The organism is Sediminibacterium sp. FW305-C-49, from assembly GCF_058231085.1.
Genome location: NZ_JBIQXS010000002.1, coordinates 309,448 through 327,934, shown reverse-complemented (window position 1 = coordinate 327,934; position 18,487 = coordinate 309,448). Strand labels below are relative to the sequence as shown.

At 41.5% G+C, this 18,487-nt stretch carries 18 protein-coding genes; 9 read left to right on the top strand and 9 right to left on the bottom strand.

What is annotated here, in order from left to right; genetic code table 11:
* Window positions 1-12: 12 nt before the first annotated feature.
* From ACH3Z1_RS08805 to mraZ, 3 genes are all read right to left on the bottom strand, one after another.
* Window positions 13-336, bottom strand: coding sequence for an FtsL-like putative cell division protein (locus ACH3Z1_RS08805; protein ID WP_490821558.1), 324 nt, complete (start codon window positions 334-336; stop codon window positions 13-15).
* Between the two features lie 101 nt (window positions 337-437).
* Entirely contained in the window at window positions 438-1,343 is a 906-nt protein-coding gene (gene rsmH / locus ACH3Z1_RS08800) for a 16S rRNA (cytosine(1402)-N(4))-methyltransferase RsmH (protein ID WP_490821557.1), read from the bottom strand.
* Between the two features lie 138 nt (window positions 1,344-1,481).
* Window positions 1,482-1,931 carry a division/cell wall cluster transcriptional repressor MraZ gene (mraZ, locus tag ACH3Z1_RS08795; protein ID WP_490821556.1) on the bottom strand — a complete coding sequence of 150 codons (450 nt, stop codon included), beginning with the start codon at window positions 1,929-1,931 and terminating at the stop codon, window positions 1,482-1,484.
* A gap of 258 nt (window positions 1,932-2,189) precedes the next feature.
* Here mraZ and ACH3Z1_RS08790 point away from each other — a divergent pair, with 258 nt between their 5' ends.
* Together ACH3Z1_RS08790 and ACH3Z1_RS08785 are read left to right on the top strand one after the other, a co-directional pair.
* The gene (locus tag ACH3Z1_RS08790) at window positions 2,190-2,585 is read left to right on the top strand and encodes a hypothetical protein (RefSeq protein WP_490821555.1); all 396 of its coding nucleotides are present in this window, start codon (window positions 2,190-2,192) and stop codon (window positions 2,583-2,585) included.
* Window positions 2,586-2,636: 51 nt separating this feature from the next.
* On the top strand, window positions 2,637-3,866 hold the full coding sequence (locus ACH3Z1_RS08785) for an S-adenosylmethionine:tRNA ribosyltransferase-isomerase (protein ID WP_490821554.1): 1,230 nt from the start codon (window positions 2,637-2,639) through the stop codon (window positions 3,864-3,866).
* A 117-nt stretch (window positions 3,867-3,983) separates the two neighbouring features.
* On the opposite strand, the gene ACH3Z1_RS08780 is transcribed toward ACH3Z1_RS08785, so the two are convergent.
* Window positions 3,984-5,318, bottom strand: coding sequence for a sensor histidine kinase (locus ACH3Z1_RS08780; protein ID WP_490821553.1), 1,335 nt, complete (start codon window positions 5,316-5,318; stop codon window positions 3,984-3,986).
* A gap of 116 nt (window positions 5,319-5,434) precedes the next feature.
* Between ACH3Z1_RS08780 and ACH3Z1_RS08775 the strand changes: the two genes are divergently transcribed.
* From ACH3Z1_RS08775 to ACH3Z1_RS08750, 6 genes are all read left to right on the top strand, one after another.
* Complete coding sequence (locus ACH3Z1_RS08775) at window positions 5,435-5,986, top strand: YqgE/AlgH family protein (protein WP_490821552.1); 552 nt, start codon at window positions 5,435-5,437, stop codon at window positions 5,984-5,986.
* Between the two features lie 71 nt (window positions 5,987-6,057).
* Entirely contained in the window at window positions 6,058-6,693 is a 636-nt protein-coding gene (locus ACH3Z1_RS08770; RefSeq protein WP_490821551.1) for a PAS domain-containing protein, read from the top strand.
* 54 nt (window positions 6,694-6,747) lie between these two features.
* Window positions 6,748-8,829, top strand: coding sequence for a PAS domain S-box protein (locus tag ACH3Z1_RS08765; protein ID WP_490821550.1), 2,082 nt, complete (start codon window positions 6,748-6,750; stop codon window positions 8,827-8,829).
* Window positions 8,807-9,436: a response regulator gene (locus tag ACH3Z1_RS08760; protein ID WP_490821549.1), complete on the top strand. Its 630-nt coding sequence runs from the start codon at window positions 8,807-8,809 to the stop codon at window positions 9,434-9,436. The genes ACH3Z1_RS08765 and ACH3Z1_RS08760 overlap by 23 nt, the downstream gene beginning before the upstream one ends.
* Window positions 9,437-9,540: 104 nt before the next feature.
* Complete coding sequence (locus tag ACH3Z1_RS08755) at window positions 9,541-9,915, top strand: hypothetical protein (RefSeq protein WP_490821548.1); 375 nt, start codon at window positions 9,541-9,543, stop codon at window positions 9,913-9,915.
* Between the two features lie 18 nt (window positions 9,916-9,933).
* On the top strand, window positions 9,934-10,977 hold the full coding sequence (locus ACH3Z1_RS08750) for a PAS domain S-box protein (protein WP_490821547.1): 1,044 nt from the start codon (window positions 9,934-9,936) through the stop codon (window positions 10,975-10,977).
* Window positions 10,978-11,067: 90 nt separating this feature from the next.
* Here the strand turns inward: ACH3Z1_RS08750 and atpC are convergent, their stop codons facing one another.
* Complete coding sequence (gene atpC, locus ACH3Z1_RS08745) at window positions 11,068-11,319, bottom strand: ATP synthase F1 subunit epsilon (protein WP_490821546.1); 252 nt, start codon at window positions 11,317-11,319, stop codon at window positions 11,068-11,070.
* A 123-nt stretch (window positions 11,320-11,442) separates the two neighbouring features.
* The gene (gene atpD, locus ACH3Z1_RS08740) at window positions 11,443-12,945 is read right to left on the bottom strand and encodes a F0F1 ATP synthase subunit beta (protein WP_490821545.1); all 1,503 of its coding nucleotides are present in this window, start codon (window positions 12,943-12,945) and stop codon (window positions 11,443-11,445) included.
* Window positions 12,946-13,285: 340 nt separating this feature from the next.
* Here atpD and ACH3Z1_RS08735 point away from each other — a divergent pair, with 340 nt between their 5' ends.
* Complete coding sequence (locus ACH3Z1_RS08735) at window positions 13,286-14,359, top strand: AI-2E family transporter (protein ID WP_490821544.1); 1,074 nt, start codon at window positions 13,286-13,288, stop codon at window positions 14,357-14,359.
* A 124-nt stretch (window positions 14,360-14,483) separates the two neighbouring features.
* On the opposite strand, the gene ACH3Z1_RS08730 is transcribed toward ACH3Z1_RS08735, so the two are convergent.
* The 3 genes from ACH3Z1_RS08730 to glpK form a co-directional block, all read right to left on the bottom strand.
* Entirely contained in the window at window positions 14,484-15,191 is a 708-nt protein-coding gene (locus ACH3Z1_RS08730) for an MIP/aquaporin family protein (protein ID WP_490821543.1), read from the bottom strand.
* Between the two features lie 128 nt (window positions 15,192-15,319).
* Window positions 15,320-16,831 (bottom strand): glycerol-3-phosphate dehydrogenase/oxidase, encoded by a 1,512-nt coding sequence (locus tag ACH3Z1_RS08725; RefSeq protein ID WP_490821542.1) that lies wholly within the window; start codon window positions 16,829-16,831, stop codon window positions 15,320-15,322.
* Window positions 16,832-16,912: 81 nt separating this feature from the next.
* Window positions 16,913-18,406 (bottom strand): glycerol kinase GlpK, encoded by a 1,494-nt coding sequence (gene glpK / locus ACH3Z1_RS08720; RefSeq protein WP_490821539.1) that lies wholly within the window; start codon window positions 18,404-18,406, stop codon window positions 16,913-16,915.
* Window positions 18,407-18,487: the final 81 nt, after the last annotated feature.

Genomic DNA, 18,487 nt, shown 5'->3' with positions numbered 1-18,487 from the left:
CTATTCACTCTTTTATCTCTCACTCTTCAACCTAACAGGCGTTTCCTTTATCACTTTAAGCCCCAGTGGTTCGGTTGCTTTTATCACCTGCTGTTCCTCACTCTTAAACATCACTTCACTCTTCAACGTCTTGTATTGGTATTGTAGTTCTTTCAGATCCTTGGTTGTATTATTGATATTCCTGATTGTTTTGTCTGCCAGATGTCCATTTGCGATATACAACACCGCCAACACAGATAAAAAAAGGAAGAATGGAATATTCTTCAGTATCCACTGATAATTGAATAAACCTTTCAGCGGGTTTTTACCTTGTTGTATCTTTTCTGTTTCTGACATTTATATTTCTTTGCAACCACTTCTACGCAATTCCTTCAGATCCAATATTCCTCGACGAAAAGAGAAACCACAACTCACCACCGACTACTCACTATTCACTTTCACACCCTTTCTGCCACTCTTAGTTTTGCACTTCTGCTTCTTGTATTTTGTTTTAACTCTTCTTCTGCTGCTGTGATTGGTTTTTTCGTAACCAGCTTTAATATTTGTTCCTTCTCCACAGACAATAAGGGGTTATCGGGTGTTTCGTCGAAACTCCCCTGCCGGAAAAAGTTTTTTACCAGCCTGTCTTCTATGGAATGAAAGGTGATGATGGCAACACGGCCACCGGTTTTAAGCACAGCAGGAACCTGCTGCAGCATTTCTTTCAAAGCCCCCATTTCATCGTTTACTTCCATACGAAGCGCCTGGAATACCTGAGCCAAATACTTATTCGGATTTCCTTTCACCACTGGGCTGATCAGTGCCTTAAACTGTTCAATGGTCTGCACCTGCAAATGGGTACGTTGCTGTGTAATATGTCGCGCCAGCGTTTTTGAATTACTGACTTCGCCATATTGTTCAAACAGCTTGTGCAATTGCTGTTCGGTATAGCTGCGCACAATATCTGCTGCGCTGACCGCCTGTCGTCTGTCCATCCGCATATCCAGCGGGCCGGAGAAACGAATAGAGAAGCCGCGGTCACCTTCGTCGAACTGGTGACTGCTTACGCCCAGGTCGGCGAGAATACCATCTACAGTTGTGATCTCATGCAAGCGAAGGAAGCGTTGCAGGTGACGAAAATTCTGTGGCACAAATACCACTCGATGATCGTCGGGAATATTTTGTTGCGCATCGGCATCCTGATCGAAGGCAATAAGTTTTCCTTTTTCGCCGAGCTGCGATAATATACCCCTGCTATGTCCACCGCCCCCAAAAGTGCAATCCACATATACACCATCGGGCTGAATAGACAATGCTTCCAGTGTTTCATTGTAGAGGACGGGGATGTGATAACCTTTATTCAATTTGGAAATTTGAAAATTTGAAAATTTGAAAATTGAAATGACCGAGAAAGAAAACGGACGAAACAAATGTTGAGTTTGAAAGCAACATGATTCATTTTCAAATTTTCAAATTGCCTCATTTTCAAATTGCGTTCATTTTCAAATTTTATCGGTCATCACTTCCTGCGCCAGGCTACTGAAAGCTTCTGGTGAGAAATCCTCAAAGAGCTGTTTGTACTTACCGGCATCCCAGATCTCGAAACGGTCAAGGGCTGCAGCGAGGATAATGTCCTTGCTTAAGCCTGCGAATTCCTTCAGTGAGGCAGGTAACAACATACGGCCGGCATTATCCAGCTCTATTTCTGTTGCACCACCCAAAAACTGACGACGGAATTGGCGTACCTTGGGGTCGAAATCATTCAACTGGCTGATCTTTGCAATAATTATTTCCCAACTTTTTAAAGGATACAACGTGAGACATTTCTCAAAGCCACGGCTGAGTATGAAACGGCTCTCCCCTTCCGGCAACTGTTTTTTCAGTCCTCCCGGAAGCAGGAAACGCCCTTTCGCGTCAACTGTAGCTTCGTATTCTCCGTGAAATCCGGTCATTGGTGAATAAATATTTTTAAGATTACCACTTGTTGACACAAAATAACACTTTTTCCCACTTTCTACCCGAATTTGGAGCGATTGTATTTATCCACAGAATTTAATTCGCTACACGCCAATACAGCATTGATTTTCAGCAATTTTTACAAAAAAGAGGTGTGAATGAAATGTGGATTAGTGTGAATTAAGAGTGGATAACCAAATAAAACACTTATCAGCTATCTATTTGGCTGACTATCAATCATTAAAAAATACGACATGGTTGCAGTTGGTTACTCCGGTAAACCGGTATGGCAAAAGCTGGGAATAAGGGCTGAGACCCGGATCAGGCTGGTGGCGGCGCCTACTGACTACACAAGAATCATTGAGAGTCCATTCCCCCTTCGGGTGGTAAAAAGTGGGGCAGTTGACTTGACCCATTGTTTTGTCAAAAACCAGGATGAATTGAAACTCCTTTTTCCGGAACTCAGCAAAGAAATAGCGGAAGGAGGCTGTATCTGGATTTCCTGGTACAAAAAATCGGCCGGCATTCCAACTGATATCACCGAAGACCGCATCAGGGAAATCATATTACCGAGCGGTTGGGTGGATGTAAAAGTTTGTGCAGTAAGTGAACAATGGAGTGGTTTAAAAATGGTACGAAGAAAGAAATGATGTATCGTTAAAGCCGCTTCAACATTAACTTTGCCGTTTCAATTTCTTGCAATGAAGCATCCCAAAGATTTATCTATAAAGGATTTTACTTACGATTTACCGGATGAAAAAATTGCCCGCTATCCGCTGGCGGAAAGAGACCAGGGCAAATTACTGGTTTATCGAAACCATGCAATAGCAGATTCCGTTTACAATAAACTTCCTGCAGTACTTCCACCCAACAGTTTGCTCGTATTCAATAATACCAAAGTAGTGGAAGCGCGTTTGTATTTCAAAAAAGAAACCGGTGCTGTTATCGAAATATTTTGTCTGGAACCTGATGATCGCTATTCCGATATCACCACAGCCATGTTGCAAAAGAATCGGGTTTACTGGAAATGTCTGATAGGTGGTGCTAAAAAATGGAAAGAGCCTACACTCTCTTTATCTTTTTTATACAACGGTTCTCCAGTATTACTTACAGCAGAAAGAGTTGAACAGTTGCACGACTCCTATATTATTTCTTTTAGCTGGGACCATCCCGACATTTCCTTTGCTGATGTATTACATGCTGCAGGGAATCTGCCACTACCTCCTTATATGAACCGTTCTGCTGAAACAGCAGATCATGAAAGATACCAGACTGTTTATGCAAAATATGATGGCTCAGTGGCAGCCCCAACCGCAGGTTTACACTTTACTGAATCCTTACTTGAATCACTAAAAGCAGTACCAATTCATACTGCGTTTGTTACCCTGCACGTGGGTGCAGGTACATTCAAACCTGTTAAGGCAGCGCTAATGCAGGAACATGCCATGCATGCTGAGTTTATAGATGTATCAGTTGAAACCATTCATGAGATTATTGCACACTTAACGGAAAACATCATTTCAGTAGGCACAACTTCACTTCGTACACTTGAAAGTTTGTATTGGCTGGGCATAAAAATTATTCAACAACCAGGTATCAGCTTATCCGATTTAACCGTGGGACAATGGGATCCATATGAGGCCGATGTTAAAACAGATGCCACAACTGCACTTACTGCACTGCTTGACTGGATGAATGTAAAAAAAATAGAAAGAGTCATCACCAAAACGAGCATCATTATTGCCCCCGGTTACAGATTCAGGATCATTCGTGGATTGATCACTAATTTTCATCAACCTCAATCTACTTTGTTATTACTTGTTGCTGCTATTACAGGATCAGATTGGAGAAAAATTTATGACTACGCTCTCCGTAACGATTTCAGGTTTCTGAGTTATGGTGATGGGTGTTTATTGTGGGTGGAGCAGTAGCTACCAGCTTCCAGCCACTAGCTGCTAGCAACTAGCTGATAGCGGAATGATTAAAGAGAAGCCTCTCCTAAAAAGCTTACAGCTAGCAGCTAGTAGTTAGCAGCTAACACTCATCGCCTACGCGTTTCCCTTCTTTAAAGACACTTCAAGTGTAAAGCTGCTGCCCTTTCCCAAAGTACTGTCTACTTTTATTTTGCCTTTGTGCGCATCAATCACCGTTTTTACATAACTCATACCCAAGCCAAACCCTTTTACATTATGCAGGTTGCCGGTATGCGCCCGGTAAAATTTTTCAAAAATGCGTTTCAGCGACTCTTTATTCATACCAATACCATTATCTTCCACACGAATCAAAATATTTTTAGCAGTGCTGTGTGTGGTAATACGAATAACAGGTTTGTCTTTCGAGTATTTGATTGCATTATCTACCAGATTGGATATCATATTGGTAAAATGCACTTCATCGCCCTCAATCAGATCATGAGCGGCATTGAGGTACAATTCTACCACTCCTTCTTTATCCTGCAACTGTAGCTGATGGTTGTCGAGTGCATGTTGTATCACCTCATGAACATGAAGCGGAATCACATTTAATGTTAATTCCTGTTTCTCCATCAGAGCTGCCTGAAGAATGGTTTCCACATGTTTGTTCATGCGGATATTTTCTTCTTTAATGATGCCACTGAAATATTTCATTTTTGTAGCATCGGCCTGTACTTTTTCATTCCTGATCGCATCCACCGCCAGAGATATGGTTGCCAGTGGTGTTTTGAATTCATGCGTCATGTTATTGATGAAATCACTCTTGATTTCACTCAACTTTTTCTGGTTCAGCAATGAGCGTATTGTTACATAAAAAGCTGCTATGATAATGAGCATAAAGACAGCAGCTCCTATCAGTTCCCATTTAAGAGAAGCCCATACCTGTTTCTTGAAATCGGGCACAACAATCACTAAAGTTTCAATGCTACTGATTCCTTCGAAATCCGACCCGCTTTCCGGAACAATCCCAAAATAATGTCGGCGATTCACCACTGTATCCCAGTATTCTTTGGAAAAATTCCGGGTCGACATTTCTATATCTTCTGAGGGCGCAATGATGGCGTATTCAAAATTGATGTCTTTTATTCCTTCCGTATCGAGTTCGGTGCGGATCATACGTGAAATATCCTGCACGCTGTACCGCTGATCAATGGTGGGTGGTTTTAAAACGTGCAGATGAAAATCTGAATTAAAAGAGAGTCCACCCCTTTTAGGTAAACGCAGCGATTGTGTACTTTTTGCGGCTCCATTCAATTTTAAAGCCACCCTTCCTCCTGCATTATCTACCTTACTCCTAAACTCTGTATTTCTGATTTCCAGTAAATTATTGAGCCATGAACTTTGAATAATAAAAAGTCCAAACAGTGAAAGGGTAATCAGTATGACGATAACGGGGAAAGTTTTCTTCATTCTCACAAATATAATGGTCTGTGGCAAGTGGCAAACAGGCAATCTAAATGTTTATCAGCTTTTTAACGCCCTGCCTAGCGCTTGCCCGAATAAAATGTTTAGCTTAACTTTTCATTATGGATATATTACAGCCCGGAATATTACTGATATCCGATCCTTTCCTGAAGGACCCCAATTTTCTGCGTACTGTTGTACTCCTTTGTGAGCACCAGGATGAAGGCAGTTTTGGCTTTGTATTGAATAAACAGCTTCAGGTTACATTGGAAGATGTAATGCCAGCTGCAGAAGGACTTCGCATACCACTACTCGAAGGCGGGCCTGTACAAAAAGATACCCTGCATTTTCTTCATCGCAGACCCGATCTTATTCCAGGCAGTATAGAGATTATTGATCATGTATTTTGGGGTGGTGATTTTTCAGCAGTACTAACCTTGTTACAGAATAAAGAAATTTCGCCTGACGAGCTTCGACTTTTTGTAGGTTATAGCGGCTGGGGCGAGCAACAGTTACAGGGTGAACTGGATGAAAAAAGCTGGATCATCAGACCCGCCAGCAAAAGCCTGGTTTTTCATACTGAAATTACATCTATCTGGAAGCATGCACTGGCTGATCTGGGAGGTGAATACAGTCAGATGATACACTACCCCATCGATCCACAACTCAATTAAAAACTGTTTTTTTAAGGTAAACTAAAGCTTCTTTACCAATAAGAAACGCTATCTTATGGTGAATTAGTGCGTTGACCAGACCTGAGCAATACCCCCACCACTTCTTTTTTTCAGAAGCCGAGCGGCTTTTGCTGGCTTCGCATTTACTAAACTTTGGTGTCTGGGAATTTGATTTTGCCAATACCCGGCTAGTCTGGGACGATAAAATGTTCGATATCTATGGTGTAAGCAAAACGGATTTCAGTAATCAGATAGAAGATTTTAAGAAAAGAGTTCATCCGGAAGATGTAGTTGATGTTGACAATACCATGCAGGAAATTATTCATTCGCCTTCCCCATTATTCGCACAGTTCCGTATTGTAAGACCCAATGGAGAAATCAGAATTATTGCAGGGAATGTAAAATGTATCCGCAACGCCAACCATAAACCTATTCGTTTAATTGGCATCAATCACGACATCACTGAAAAACAGATTCTACAGGAAAAGCTTGAACAGCAGAACAGTCAATTAAAAAAAATTGCCTGGATGCAGTCTCATGAAATCCGCAAACCTGTGGCCAATATTATGGGACTGATACAACTTTATGAGTTGAAAAAGAATGAGTTACCTGAACAACAATGGCTGCCATATCTCAAAACATCTGCAACAGAACTGGACGACATGATTAAATCCATTATTGCACGCACAAAATCTGCAGAATTATAGTTTTTATTTTTTGTTTCATTTACTATTTTCAGGCACTACCATTTGTCGCCTATCATGAATCTACAAAACATTAAAACAGTTTTCACGGGATTCCTGCTGCTGATCATCATTATTACCACCATTATTGTTGTTTCCATCAAACAAACACAATACCTGAAGCAGCTCTCTCTTCATATTGATGAAGCGAGTCAGGTAGTTACTCAAACAGAGCATCTGCTAACACTTTCCCTGAATAACGAAACAGGTGCCAGAGGTTATATGCTTACCGGTGACACTATATTTCTCTCTCCCTTTGAGCAGGCCAAAATAAATATATATCCTGCCATGGACAGTCTGCGACGCATTACACCGAAAAAAATTAAATCCTCTGTTGATTCCATCTGTCATTTTACCATAAGAAGGCTGGAGTTTTCTACACGGATGGTGCAATTAAGAAAATCATTGCCATTAACAGAAGCCATTCAACGATACAATGCTACTGAAGGGAAGGTATACACAGATCGGATCCGGTTTTTTGCAGCTTCCATACAAAATGAGCAGACTGCTTATATTAAACAACTTCGTGCAGATTACCTGGCATCCTTCAAAAAACTGAATATCATTCAATATAGTATCATCGGAAGTACTGTTGTATTGTTGATTTTACTTGCAGGCCGTTTCAGGAATGAGTTAAAACAGATAAAAACCGACTATGAGAACTTTGAGTCACTTGTTGATGCTGCTCCAGATGCCAATATTATTGTAAATACTAACGGTTTCATTATTATCATGAATAAACAGGCTGAGAAATTATTCGGTTATAGTAAAGCTGAATTATTAAATCAATCTGTTGAAATTTTATTACCGGAAATAAACAGGCATCAGCATAAACAACACAGAGAGAATTACAGCAAACAGCCCCATGCCCGTATGATGGGTGAAGGTCTTGAATTATTTGCCCTAACGAAGCTTAAACAGGTTATACCGGTTGAAATAAGTCTGGCTCCTGTAAAAACATCCATGGGGGTTGTTGTTTCAGCATCCATCAGGGATATTACCGAACGAAAAGAGATCAACCTGAAACTACAACAGTTAAACAAACAGCTCGCTGAAAAAGTTGATACCCAAACAGCACAGATTACAGATATACTTGAAAGTATTTCAGATGCTTTCATTGCACTAGACAACAGCTTTCGTTTTATTTATATCAATCAAAGTGCTGCCAACAGGTTTCAACGAAAAGTGACTGATCTTTTAGGAAATGTTATCTGGGAAGTTTTGCCTGAGTTAAAAAATGCTGAATTCTTTTCTGAAATCAACGGCTGTATGTTGAGCCGGTTGCAAAAAAGTTTTGAAGAGTTTGATGCAATCCTTAACCAGTGGGTACTTCATGCTGTTTACCCCTCATCAGAAGGCATAACCATTTATACGAAAGACATTACTGCAAGAAAAATGCAGGAAAAACAAATGCAGGAAGCGAATGAAGAATTAAGAAGGTTATCGGGCTATCTGCAACAGGTAAGAGAAGAAGAACGAAAAAGTATTGCCCGCGATATTCATGATGACCTGGGCCAGCAACTCACCGGCTTACAAATGGATGCGCATTGGCTTCGGAAAAAAATGTCAGAGGCAGATCAAACATTAATTGAAAAAATCAATGAAATCAGTCATTCCATTGATCTCGCCATCATTTCGGTTAGAAAAATATTATCCAATCTCAGACCTGCCATTTTAGATGACCTTGGCATGATTGCTGCTATAGAATGGTTGAATCAGGAGACGATGAAACGGTATCCTTCCATTCAATTAAAACTGGTTACACATACTGGAACGATCAACTTAAGTCCGGAAAAATCGACAAGTCTCTTCAGGATTTATCAGGAAGCCATTCACAATGCTGTTAAACATGCGAATGCGGGAGAAATTACCGGCACCATATCTTCTGACGGTATTTTTATTGAACTGCTGATTGAAGACAATGGAAAAGGAATTGATGATCAGGCAATTAAATCGAGCGGATATGGTCTTTTGGGTATTAGAGAAAGAACTTATATATTAGGAGGAAGTTTTTCCTTGTTAAGTGAAAAAGAGAAGGGCACCACATTAAAAATTGTCATCCCCATATCTGATTCTTATGTTAAAGATATTAATAGTTGACGACCATGCTGTCATCAGAAAAGGGCTTAAACAGATATTGCTTGAAGCTTTTCCTGATGTACTGATTGGTGAAGCTATTGATGCCGAAGATGTACTCACCAAAACACTCGCTGATGAATGGGACATCATCATTTCAGATTTATCCATGCCGGGCAGAAGTGGTTTGGATGTGGTGCAGGATATTAAACAACGTCATCCCAAAACACCCGTTTTAATACTCAGCATCCATCCTGAGGAACAGTATGCCATCAGGGCACTGAAAAGTGGTGCAGCCGGATATATGAGCAAAGACGTAGCAACAGATGAGCTGGTGGTAGCGATTAAAAAAGTATTAACCGGTAAAAAATATATTTCTCCCGCCATTGCCGATAAGCTCGCAGAAACGGTAAGTATCGATCCTTCCATTCCCTTACACGAACTTTTATCGAACAGAGAATATGAAATTTTTATTCTGCTTGCCAAGGGAAACCAGGTTTCAGACATTGCCGAGCAGTTATCATTGGGTGTTACCACCATCAGCACTTACCGTACCAGGGTGCTTGCCAAATTGCAGATGAACAATAATGCAGACCTGATACGCTATGCGATTGATCATCAACTGATCTGATGTTGTCATGGTTTGTTCTACAAAAACAGTTTACCCGCAACGACAAGACTATAACAAGCGGTTCTACCATGTAAAACGATTCAACAGAATAGTTTTGTATGCATATGGAACCAGTATTTATTTGTAGCAAACATTTACTTTTTGCCAAAGGTCTTCACCAGTTACTGGCTGAACAGGTACCTGCATTATCGGCCATAACAATTGTTGATGAAATACAATTAATCCAGGCCCTGCGAGAATACCCTACCCCCCCACTTATTATACATCAACTGGAGATGCGGGAAGAGGATTATATTCATTTCGAAACTTTACAGGCACATATTGGCCCTCAGATGAAACTATTAATTGTGGCTGACGACATCGTAACTGCTTCAAAACTGATACAGAGAGACGGTCGTTTTACCTGCTTTTTAGATGTAAGGGCCAATGAACTGGCTTTTACCCGGATGATTAAACTCATGATGTCTCCCAATACTTAAACTGCCCATTCATTGCACATGAAACAGAAAAATAGTCAGCAATATCGTGAAGAAAGAAACCCGTTTTCTTTCAATGAATCTGAACAGTTAAGCATGTCGGCTGAATTAATTCCGTACGGCATCTGGGAATACAATTTGAACAGTGGTGAAATCATCTGGAATGAAAACATGCACACTCTGCTGGGCATATGCGAGGGTACATTTAAGTATAATCTTTTATCTTTTATTCAACTTGTTCACCCTGATGACTGGCATACAATAGAAAAAATAGTGAGCAACCCTGTTCAAAGTAGTCATGATTTATCAAGCAGGTTTCATTTCAGAATTATTACGGAGGATAACAAAATCAATCATATAGAAGGGAATTATAAGGTTATTTATAATTCGAAAAAAGAAGCGATAAAACTGGTTGGCACCTGTGTGAATGTTACAGAGAACCAGCTCACAAAAAACAGGTTAAAACAGGAACGTGACCGCGCCGAATTATATATTGATGCGGTAGAGTCACTCATTGTTGTAATCGACCAGCAGGGAAACATCCGTTTAATCAATCAGTATGGCTGTAAAATTACGGGGTATACAAAAGAAGAGTTGATTGGAGTAAACTGGTATGATACTTTTTCTTCTGCAGCCAATCAAAAAGAACACAAGGAAAGTTTTGAAAAGATCATGGTTGGCGATGCCGTGTACATGGATTATTATGAGCGTACCATCGTTGAAAAAAATGGAAACGAAAGAATCATTGCCTGGCGGAATACATTGTTGAGAGATCAGCATGGTCAGATCCAAGGTGTGTTGGCCGCCGGTAACGACATCACAGATAAGAAGAGAGCGGAACAAAAGTTAAAGGATCAAAATCAACAATTAAAAAACATTGCCTGGACCCAGTCGCATAAAGTAAGGAAACCGCTGGCCAATATCATTGGGTTATTGTCCTTATTTGAAACATCAAAAATGAATGAATACCAGCTTCATGTTCACCAATGTCTGCAACAGTCGTCCAAAGAGCTGGATAATATCATAAAGGATATTGTGTATAAGGCCCAGGCCATTGAAATGTAATTACCCCCGATCGTTTCCTTTACAGGAAACAAAAAAGCTCCGGTTTTCCGGAGCTTTACTTTTTTAATGCTGTACTGAAAATATTGCTGTTTATAAGGCAGCAGCACCTTCAACCAATACGGTAACTTTATTGTTCAAAACTTCTACAAATCCACTCTGAATACTATAGAGTTCCGTATTGTTTTTGTCTTTCAGAATTTTCACATTTCCTTTCCCCAAAGCACTTACCAATGGAGCATGCTGATCGAGTACTTCAAATAATCCGGTAATGCCGGGTAATTGAATACCGTAAACTTCTCCGCTATACAGCTTTTTTTCGGGTGTTAATATTTCGAGGGTCATATTAATTTGAAAATTTGTGAATTTGAAAATTTGAAAATGAAGAACTTAATTACTCAGTAGAACAATCTCTTTTGAGATTACGTGAACTGAATTTTCAAATCTTCAAATTTTCAAATTGATTAATTATCCCTTTGCTGCTTCCAACAGTTTCTTACCTTTTTCCATCGCATCTTCCAGTGTACCTACCAGGTTAAATGCTGCTTCAGGATATTCGTCTACTTCACCATCCATGATGGCATTGAAACCACGGATGGTATCTTCAATACTTACAAATACTCCTTTCAGACCTGTAAACTGTTCAGCTACGTGGAATGGCTGGCTCAGGAAACGCTGTACTTTACGTGCACGCTGTACAGTCATTTTATCTTCTTCACTCAACTCATCCATACCAAGGATGGCGATGATATCCTGTAGTTCCTTGTAACGCTGCAAAATCAGTTTTACACGGTTAGCAGTTTCATAATGTGCTTCTCCAACGATAGCCGGAGTAAGGATCCTTGAAGTTGAATCCAATGGATCCACCGCAGGATAGATACCTAAGTCAGCAATCTTACGGCTCAATACCGTAGTGGCATCAAGGTGGGCAAATGTTGTTGCAGGAGCAGGGTCAGTCAAGTCATCCGCAGGTACATATACCGCCTGTACAGAGGTAATAGAACCATTTTTGGTTGAAGTGATACGTTCCTGCATCAATCCCATTTCAGTGGCCAGTGTAGGCTGGTAACCTACCGCAGATGGCATACGACCCAACAGAGCTGATACCTCGGAACCTGCCTGGGTGAAACGGAAGATATTATCTACGAAGAACAGGATGTCTTTTCCTTTACCTGTACCATCTCCATCACGGAAATATTCGGCAATGGTCAGTCCAGACAAAGCCACACGGGCGCGGGCTCCTGGAGGTTCGTTCATCTGACCGAACACAAATGTGGCTTTAGAATCTTTCAATCCTTCCATATCCACTTTGCTCAGATCCCATCCACCTTCTTCCATACTATGTTTAAAGGCATCACCATATTTCATAATACCTGCTTCAATCATTTCACGCAGCAGATCGTTCCCCTCACGCGTACGCTCACCCACACCGGCAAATACCGACAAACCACCATAACCTTTCGCGATGTTGTTGATCAACTCCTGGATCAATACGGTTTTACCTACACCCGCACCACCAAACAGACCAATTTTCCCCCCTTTTGCATAAGGTTCAATCAGGTCAATTACTTTGATACCAGTGAACAGTACTTCTGTAGCTGTACTCAGGTTTTCAAACAATGGTGGTTTATTATGTATAGGACGACCATTGGCCTTGCTTACCTGCGGTAAACCATCGATGGCATCACCCGTTACATTGAATAAACGTCCGTTAATGCCATCCCCTGTAGGCATGGCAATTGCTTTACCGGTATCGATCACTTCCATGCCACGTACCAGGCCTTCGGTACCATCCATTGCGATGGTACGAACACTGTCTTCACCAAGGTGCTGCTGCACTTCGAGAACCAGTTTTTCACCACTTTCTTTCGAAATCTCAAGTGCATTGTAGATTTCAGGCAAAGTTTTATCAGGAAAATGAACGTCAACCACCGCACCGATGATCTGTTTGATCTTACCTTTTGTAGCCATATCAGGAGATATAATTAGGTTTAAAAATGTACCCTTACGGGCAAGGAAAACAGGTTTTCCGATTTGGCGGCAAAGGTAAGGGGATGAGCCCTAAAAAATGGCAAATCCATCAACTAAATTTTACCCACAAAAGGCTGTGGATGCAAGCCACAAGCTCCAGGCTCCAAGCTTCAAGCCAGACATACCCGAAAATGTGGCGATTGGTCATTCTTTGCCGCGGCTTGAGCTTGAAGCTTGCAGCCTGTAGCTTGAAGCTTAAAACTCAAACCCTGCTTTCTACTTTCACTGATAAAACTGTATTTTAACTGAGAAAAGGAATAATATATTATAATTTAGCACTATGCAAAATACTCCTGAACATAAGGTCAACCGGTATATTTTCCTTGGATTCATCCTTTTCATAGGGGTATTTCTGATGTATAGCCTGATGGCATTTTTTACCGCTTTCCTGGCAGCTATCATGTTTTATGTATTAAGTAAAAAGCCCGTTGAATGGCTCGTAAAAAACAAAAACTGGCGGAGATCATGGGCAGCCATTCTCGTGATACTGAGTTCATTTTTTATCATTTTACTCCCCATCACTGTACTGGGCACCATGATGTACCAGGAGATTGCACTGGTTGCCAAAAATTTTTCCGTGGTGATGGAACCGCTTTCTCAGCTCGATCAATTTCTCCTCAAAGAATTTCAGTTTAGTTTATTGTCTGCTGAGAATATGGCCAAACTGCAGGTATATGTAACCAATTTTGTTTCTTCCGCATTAACCCAGAGCGTTAATTTGTTCAGTTCAATTATCATGATGTATTTCTTTTTATACTTCATGATTATGAATGCCAACCGGATGGAAGCAGCCCTTTTTCTGTTTTTACCTTTTAAAAGAAGCCAGATTGCTCTTTTTGGAAGCGAGTTACGGTCTCAGACATTCAGCAATGCGGTAGGATTGCCATTGATAGCAGTCATACAAGGCTTATTTGCCTACATTGCTTTTCTCATCACCGGCATGAGTGACCCAGGTTTTTGGTCTGTCGTAACTGGTTTTGCATCTATTATTCCTATTGTGGGTACAGGACTTGTATGGATACCCATAGGTGCTTATATGCTGGTGATGGGACAAAACTGGCAGGGGATTTTTATACTTTTATGGGGAGGCATCTTACTGAGCACCTTAGATAATGTGGTCCGATTTCTCCTGGCTAAAAAAATGGCCGATGTACATCCTATCATTACCGTATTGGGTGTTATTATGGGGCTTCATTATTTTGGTATTACCGGTTTAATTTTCGGCCCTTTACTGATCTCGTATTTTATTATTCTACTCAAAATTTACTACTACGAATACCAGCGCCCCGCCAAACAAAGAAAGCGTAAAACCCAAAGTAGTTATTTCAACCTGCCGTTCAGGAGAAATGTTTGATGGCAGATCGCAGATGTCAGATGTGAGATGTCGAATGTTTGATGTCGGATGTCTGATGTCTGATGTTTGATTTGATAGAAGGGCTTATAAAAACTTGTGGCTTGCAGCTTGAAGCTTGCAGCTCTCAACTAACAGCCTCATACAGCATTACTGCAATCAATGCTCCTATGATAGGCCCAAGCATCGGTATCCAGCTATAGCTCCAGTTACTGGCACCTTTATTTTTAATGGGAAGAATGGCGTGCATAATTCGTGGCCCAAGATCTCGTGCAGGATTAATAGCCCATCCGGTTGGACCACCCAACCCGAGTCCGATACCCATTACTAGCAGGGCTACCGGCAAAGCATCTAATGAACCAAGACTATGGTCGGCTTTGGTCATGAAAAGAATCGCTAAAATAAATACAGCCGTTGCCAGTATTTCTGTAAACAGATTTTGCAAAGGATTACTGATAGACGGACCTGTACTAAAAGAGGCCAGCTTTAATGATGCATCATCGGATGCATTAAAATGTTCGCGATAACTAGCCCATACTAAAAATGCGCCCAACATAGCACCTAATAACTGGGCTGCTAAATACATGGGTACATCATTCCATGAAAATTTTCCTGCTGTGGCCATTGCAATAGTAACAGCCGGATTCAAATGCGCCCCGCTTACCGAAGCGGTGGCATATACGCCAATAAAGACTGCCAGTCCCCAGCCAAAACAGATGGCCAGCAATCCACCTCCATGTCCTTTCGTTTTAGGTAACACCACATTGGCTACCACACCATTTCCAATCACAACTAAAAGAGATGTACCAATCAACTCAGCTACAAATGTTGTCATATAGTTAGTTTCAATCGTTTACTATTAGAAAGTTAAGCTACAAGCTTTAAGCTGCAAGCCACAAGTTTTAATAAGCCCTTCTATCAAATCAGACATCCGACATCTGACATCTGCAATCCAACATCCTTCTATAAATATCCTTCTGCTAAATCGAGAAATCTACTCCGCTGATCACTGGCCCAGGCTTCCGATTCACCTAAAGTTTCACGCATCAAGTTAATGACAATATCCATACAATTCATGGCGGCTTTTGCATCCAAAAAAAGTATCCTTGTTCTTCTCGCCAGTACATCTTCAACAGTGATGGCCATTTCATGTTGCACTGCATATATCACATCCACCCATTTGTACGCAAAATCGGGATGTAGTAACTGATCAAGTTCTGGTTGCTCATGCACCAGGTTTTCTTTTTTCTGTTGGGTTGCTATCGGATCACCAATCGGCAGGTTTGTAGTGATGCATAAACGTTTATCCTGTTTTGAAATAAACACTGCATTGTCAACTGCATCCTGTGCCATTTTCCGGTAAGTGGTCCACTTACCTCCTGTAATGGTTACCAGGCCACTCACAGATACAATAATCGTATGATCACGTGATAACAGTGCTGTGCTGGTTCCTTCTTTGGAACGCACCAATGGGCGTAGCCCTGCAAAAACAGATAAAATAGAAGAGCGATCAATGGCCGGATCAATGTATCGGTTGATGTGTTCAAGAATATAATCCACTTCCTCTTCCAGCACCAACGGCTCTTCTGTAACATCTTCAACAGGTGTATCAGTAGTACCTATCACCACTTTATTATGCCAGGGTACAGCAAATAAAACCCGTTTATCATCTGTTTTCGGAATCATCAATGCATGTATTCCGGGAAAATGAATTTTATCTACCACCAGGTGAATTCCCTGCGATGGATCCACCATCTGCTCGGCAGCAGGATCATCCATCCGGAGAATATAATCGGTGAAAACACCAGTTGCATTAATAACGGATTTGGTTTTAATCTCCAGCTCTTCCTCACTATTGTGCAGTTGTACTTTTACTGCCACTATTTTTTTCTTCTCTTTCACCAGGCTGGTCACCTTGCAATAGTTAACCAATGTGGCTCCATGTAATACGGCTGTTGAAGCAAGATCAATACATAACCTGCTGTCGTCAAACTGACCATCGTAATACAGTATACCACCCTTCACTTTTTTTGTATCAAGTGCCGGCAATAACGCCATCGTTTCTTTCCCAGATAATAGTTTTGTTTGTCCGAGTGAAAGTTTACCCGACAACAGATCATAAAGTCTTAAACCCAGACCATAATACCATTTTTGCCACCAGTTTCTAACAGGTATCACAAAGGGTTGAACAGAGGTAAGATGAGGCGCATTTTTCAGCAACCACCCTCTCTCTCGTAAGGCTTCTTTTACCAGTTTAATATTGCCATGCTCCAGGTAGCGTACCCCGCCATGTACCAGTTTGGTTGATCTGCTGGAAGTGCCCTTTCCAAAATCATATTGCTCAACCAATAAAATTTTATATCCGCGCGATGCTGCATCCACCGCTATACCCAAACCCGTAGCCCCACCACCAATCACTACCATATCCCAGCGGATATCTTCTCTTAGTTGTTGCAATTGTGTGACTCGGTTCATAAAGGAGAAAATATGATGTCAGATGTCTGATCGCAGATGTCGGATTTTAAAACCTTGTAGCTTGTGGCTTGCAGCTTAACCTTACCCCTCTGTTCCATATTCTGCTGCACCTACTGCTCTTTTCCATCCACTTGCCAACTGTTCTCTTTCTGCTGCGGGCATTTCGGGAGAAAAAGAACGGTCAACCTGCCATTGTTCTTGAATATCTTCTACACTTGTCCAATAGCCCACTGCTAATCCGGCAAGATAAGCGGCTCCCAAAGCGGTTGTTTCCACAATAGTAGGACGAACCACTTTTGTATTCAATAAATCACTCTGAAACTGCATTAATAAATTGTTAGCAGTGGCGCCGCCGTCTACCCTCAGTTCCTTTATGGCGATACCGGCATCTGCTTCCATCGCTTTTAATACATCCATCGTTTGATAGGCAATACTATCCAGTGAAGCCCTTGCAAGGTGAGCTGCAGTAGTGCCACGGGTAATACCGGTAATGGTTCCACGTGCATGTTGGTTCCAGTAAGGAGCACCTAATCCTGCAAATGCGGGAACCACATAAACACCTTCACTGTCTTTTACTGTTGCGGCCAATGTTTCAACCTCGCTTGATTGTCTGATGATACCCAACCCATCTCTAAGCCATTGCACAACTGCACCTGCAATAAATACGCTACCTTCTAATGCATAATGCGTAACACCTTTTATTTTCCATGCAATGGTAGTAAGCAGGTGATTGGAAGAAGGCACGGCTTTTTCGCCCGTATTCATCAGCATAAAACAGCCGGTACCATAGGTGTTCTTCACCATGCCGGGCTGTGTACACAACTGACCAAATAAAGCAGCCTGCTGATCACCGGCAATACCTGCAATGGGAATATTATGAGCTGTAAGAATATGCTGTGTATAGCCATACACTTCACTGCTGCTTTTCACTTCAGGAAGAATGGCTTTAGGAATATTAAAAAGTTCGAGCAGATCGTTATCCCAGGAAAGCGAATGAATATTAAACAACATAGTACGCGATGCATTCGACACATCGGTTACATGCACTTTTCCATTGGTCAGCTTCCATACCAGCCAGGTATCGATGGTACCAAAACAGAGTTCGCCTTTTTCCGCTTTTTCTCTTGCACCGGGAACATGATCGAGTATCCACCTGATTTTCGTAGCGGAGAAATAAGCATCAATAATCAATCCTGTCTTTTCCTGAATGAGTGAAGCTTTACCTGCGGCTTTCAACTCATCGCAAATAGAAGCCGTTCTCCTGTCCTGCCAAACAATGGCATGATGAACAGGCTGCCCGGTAGCCTTATCCCATACAACCGTTGTCTCACGCTGGTTGGTGATACCGATGGCTGCAATATGTTGTACGGAAAGTCCGGCTTTGGTAATGGCTTCTGCGGCAACGCCCAATTGTGTACTCCAGATTTCATTGGCATCATGTTCTACCCAGCCCGGCTGCGGAAAAATTTGTCTGAACTCTTTCTGCGCCACTGCACAAATGGCACCTGCACGGTCGAACACAATAGCCCGGCTACTGGTAGTACCCTGGTCGAAGGAAAGGATGTATTGTTGCATGCTGTAAGATAGTAGTAATTTGAAAATTTGAGAATTTGGAAATTTTGAAATGTTTTATTGCCCTATCAGGGCATGAAACAT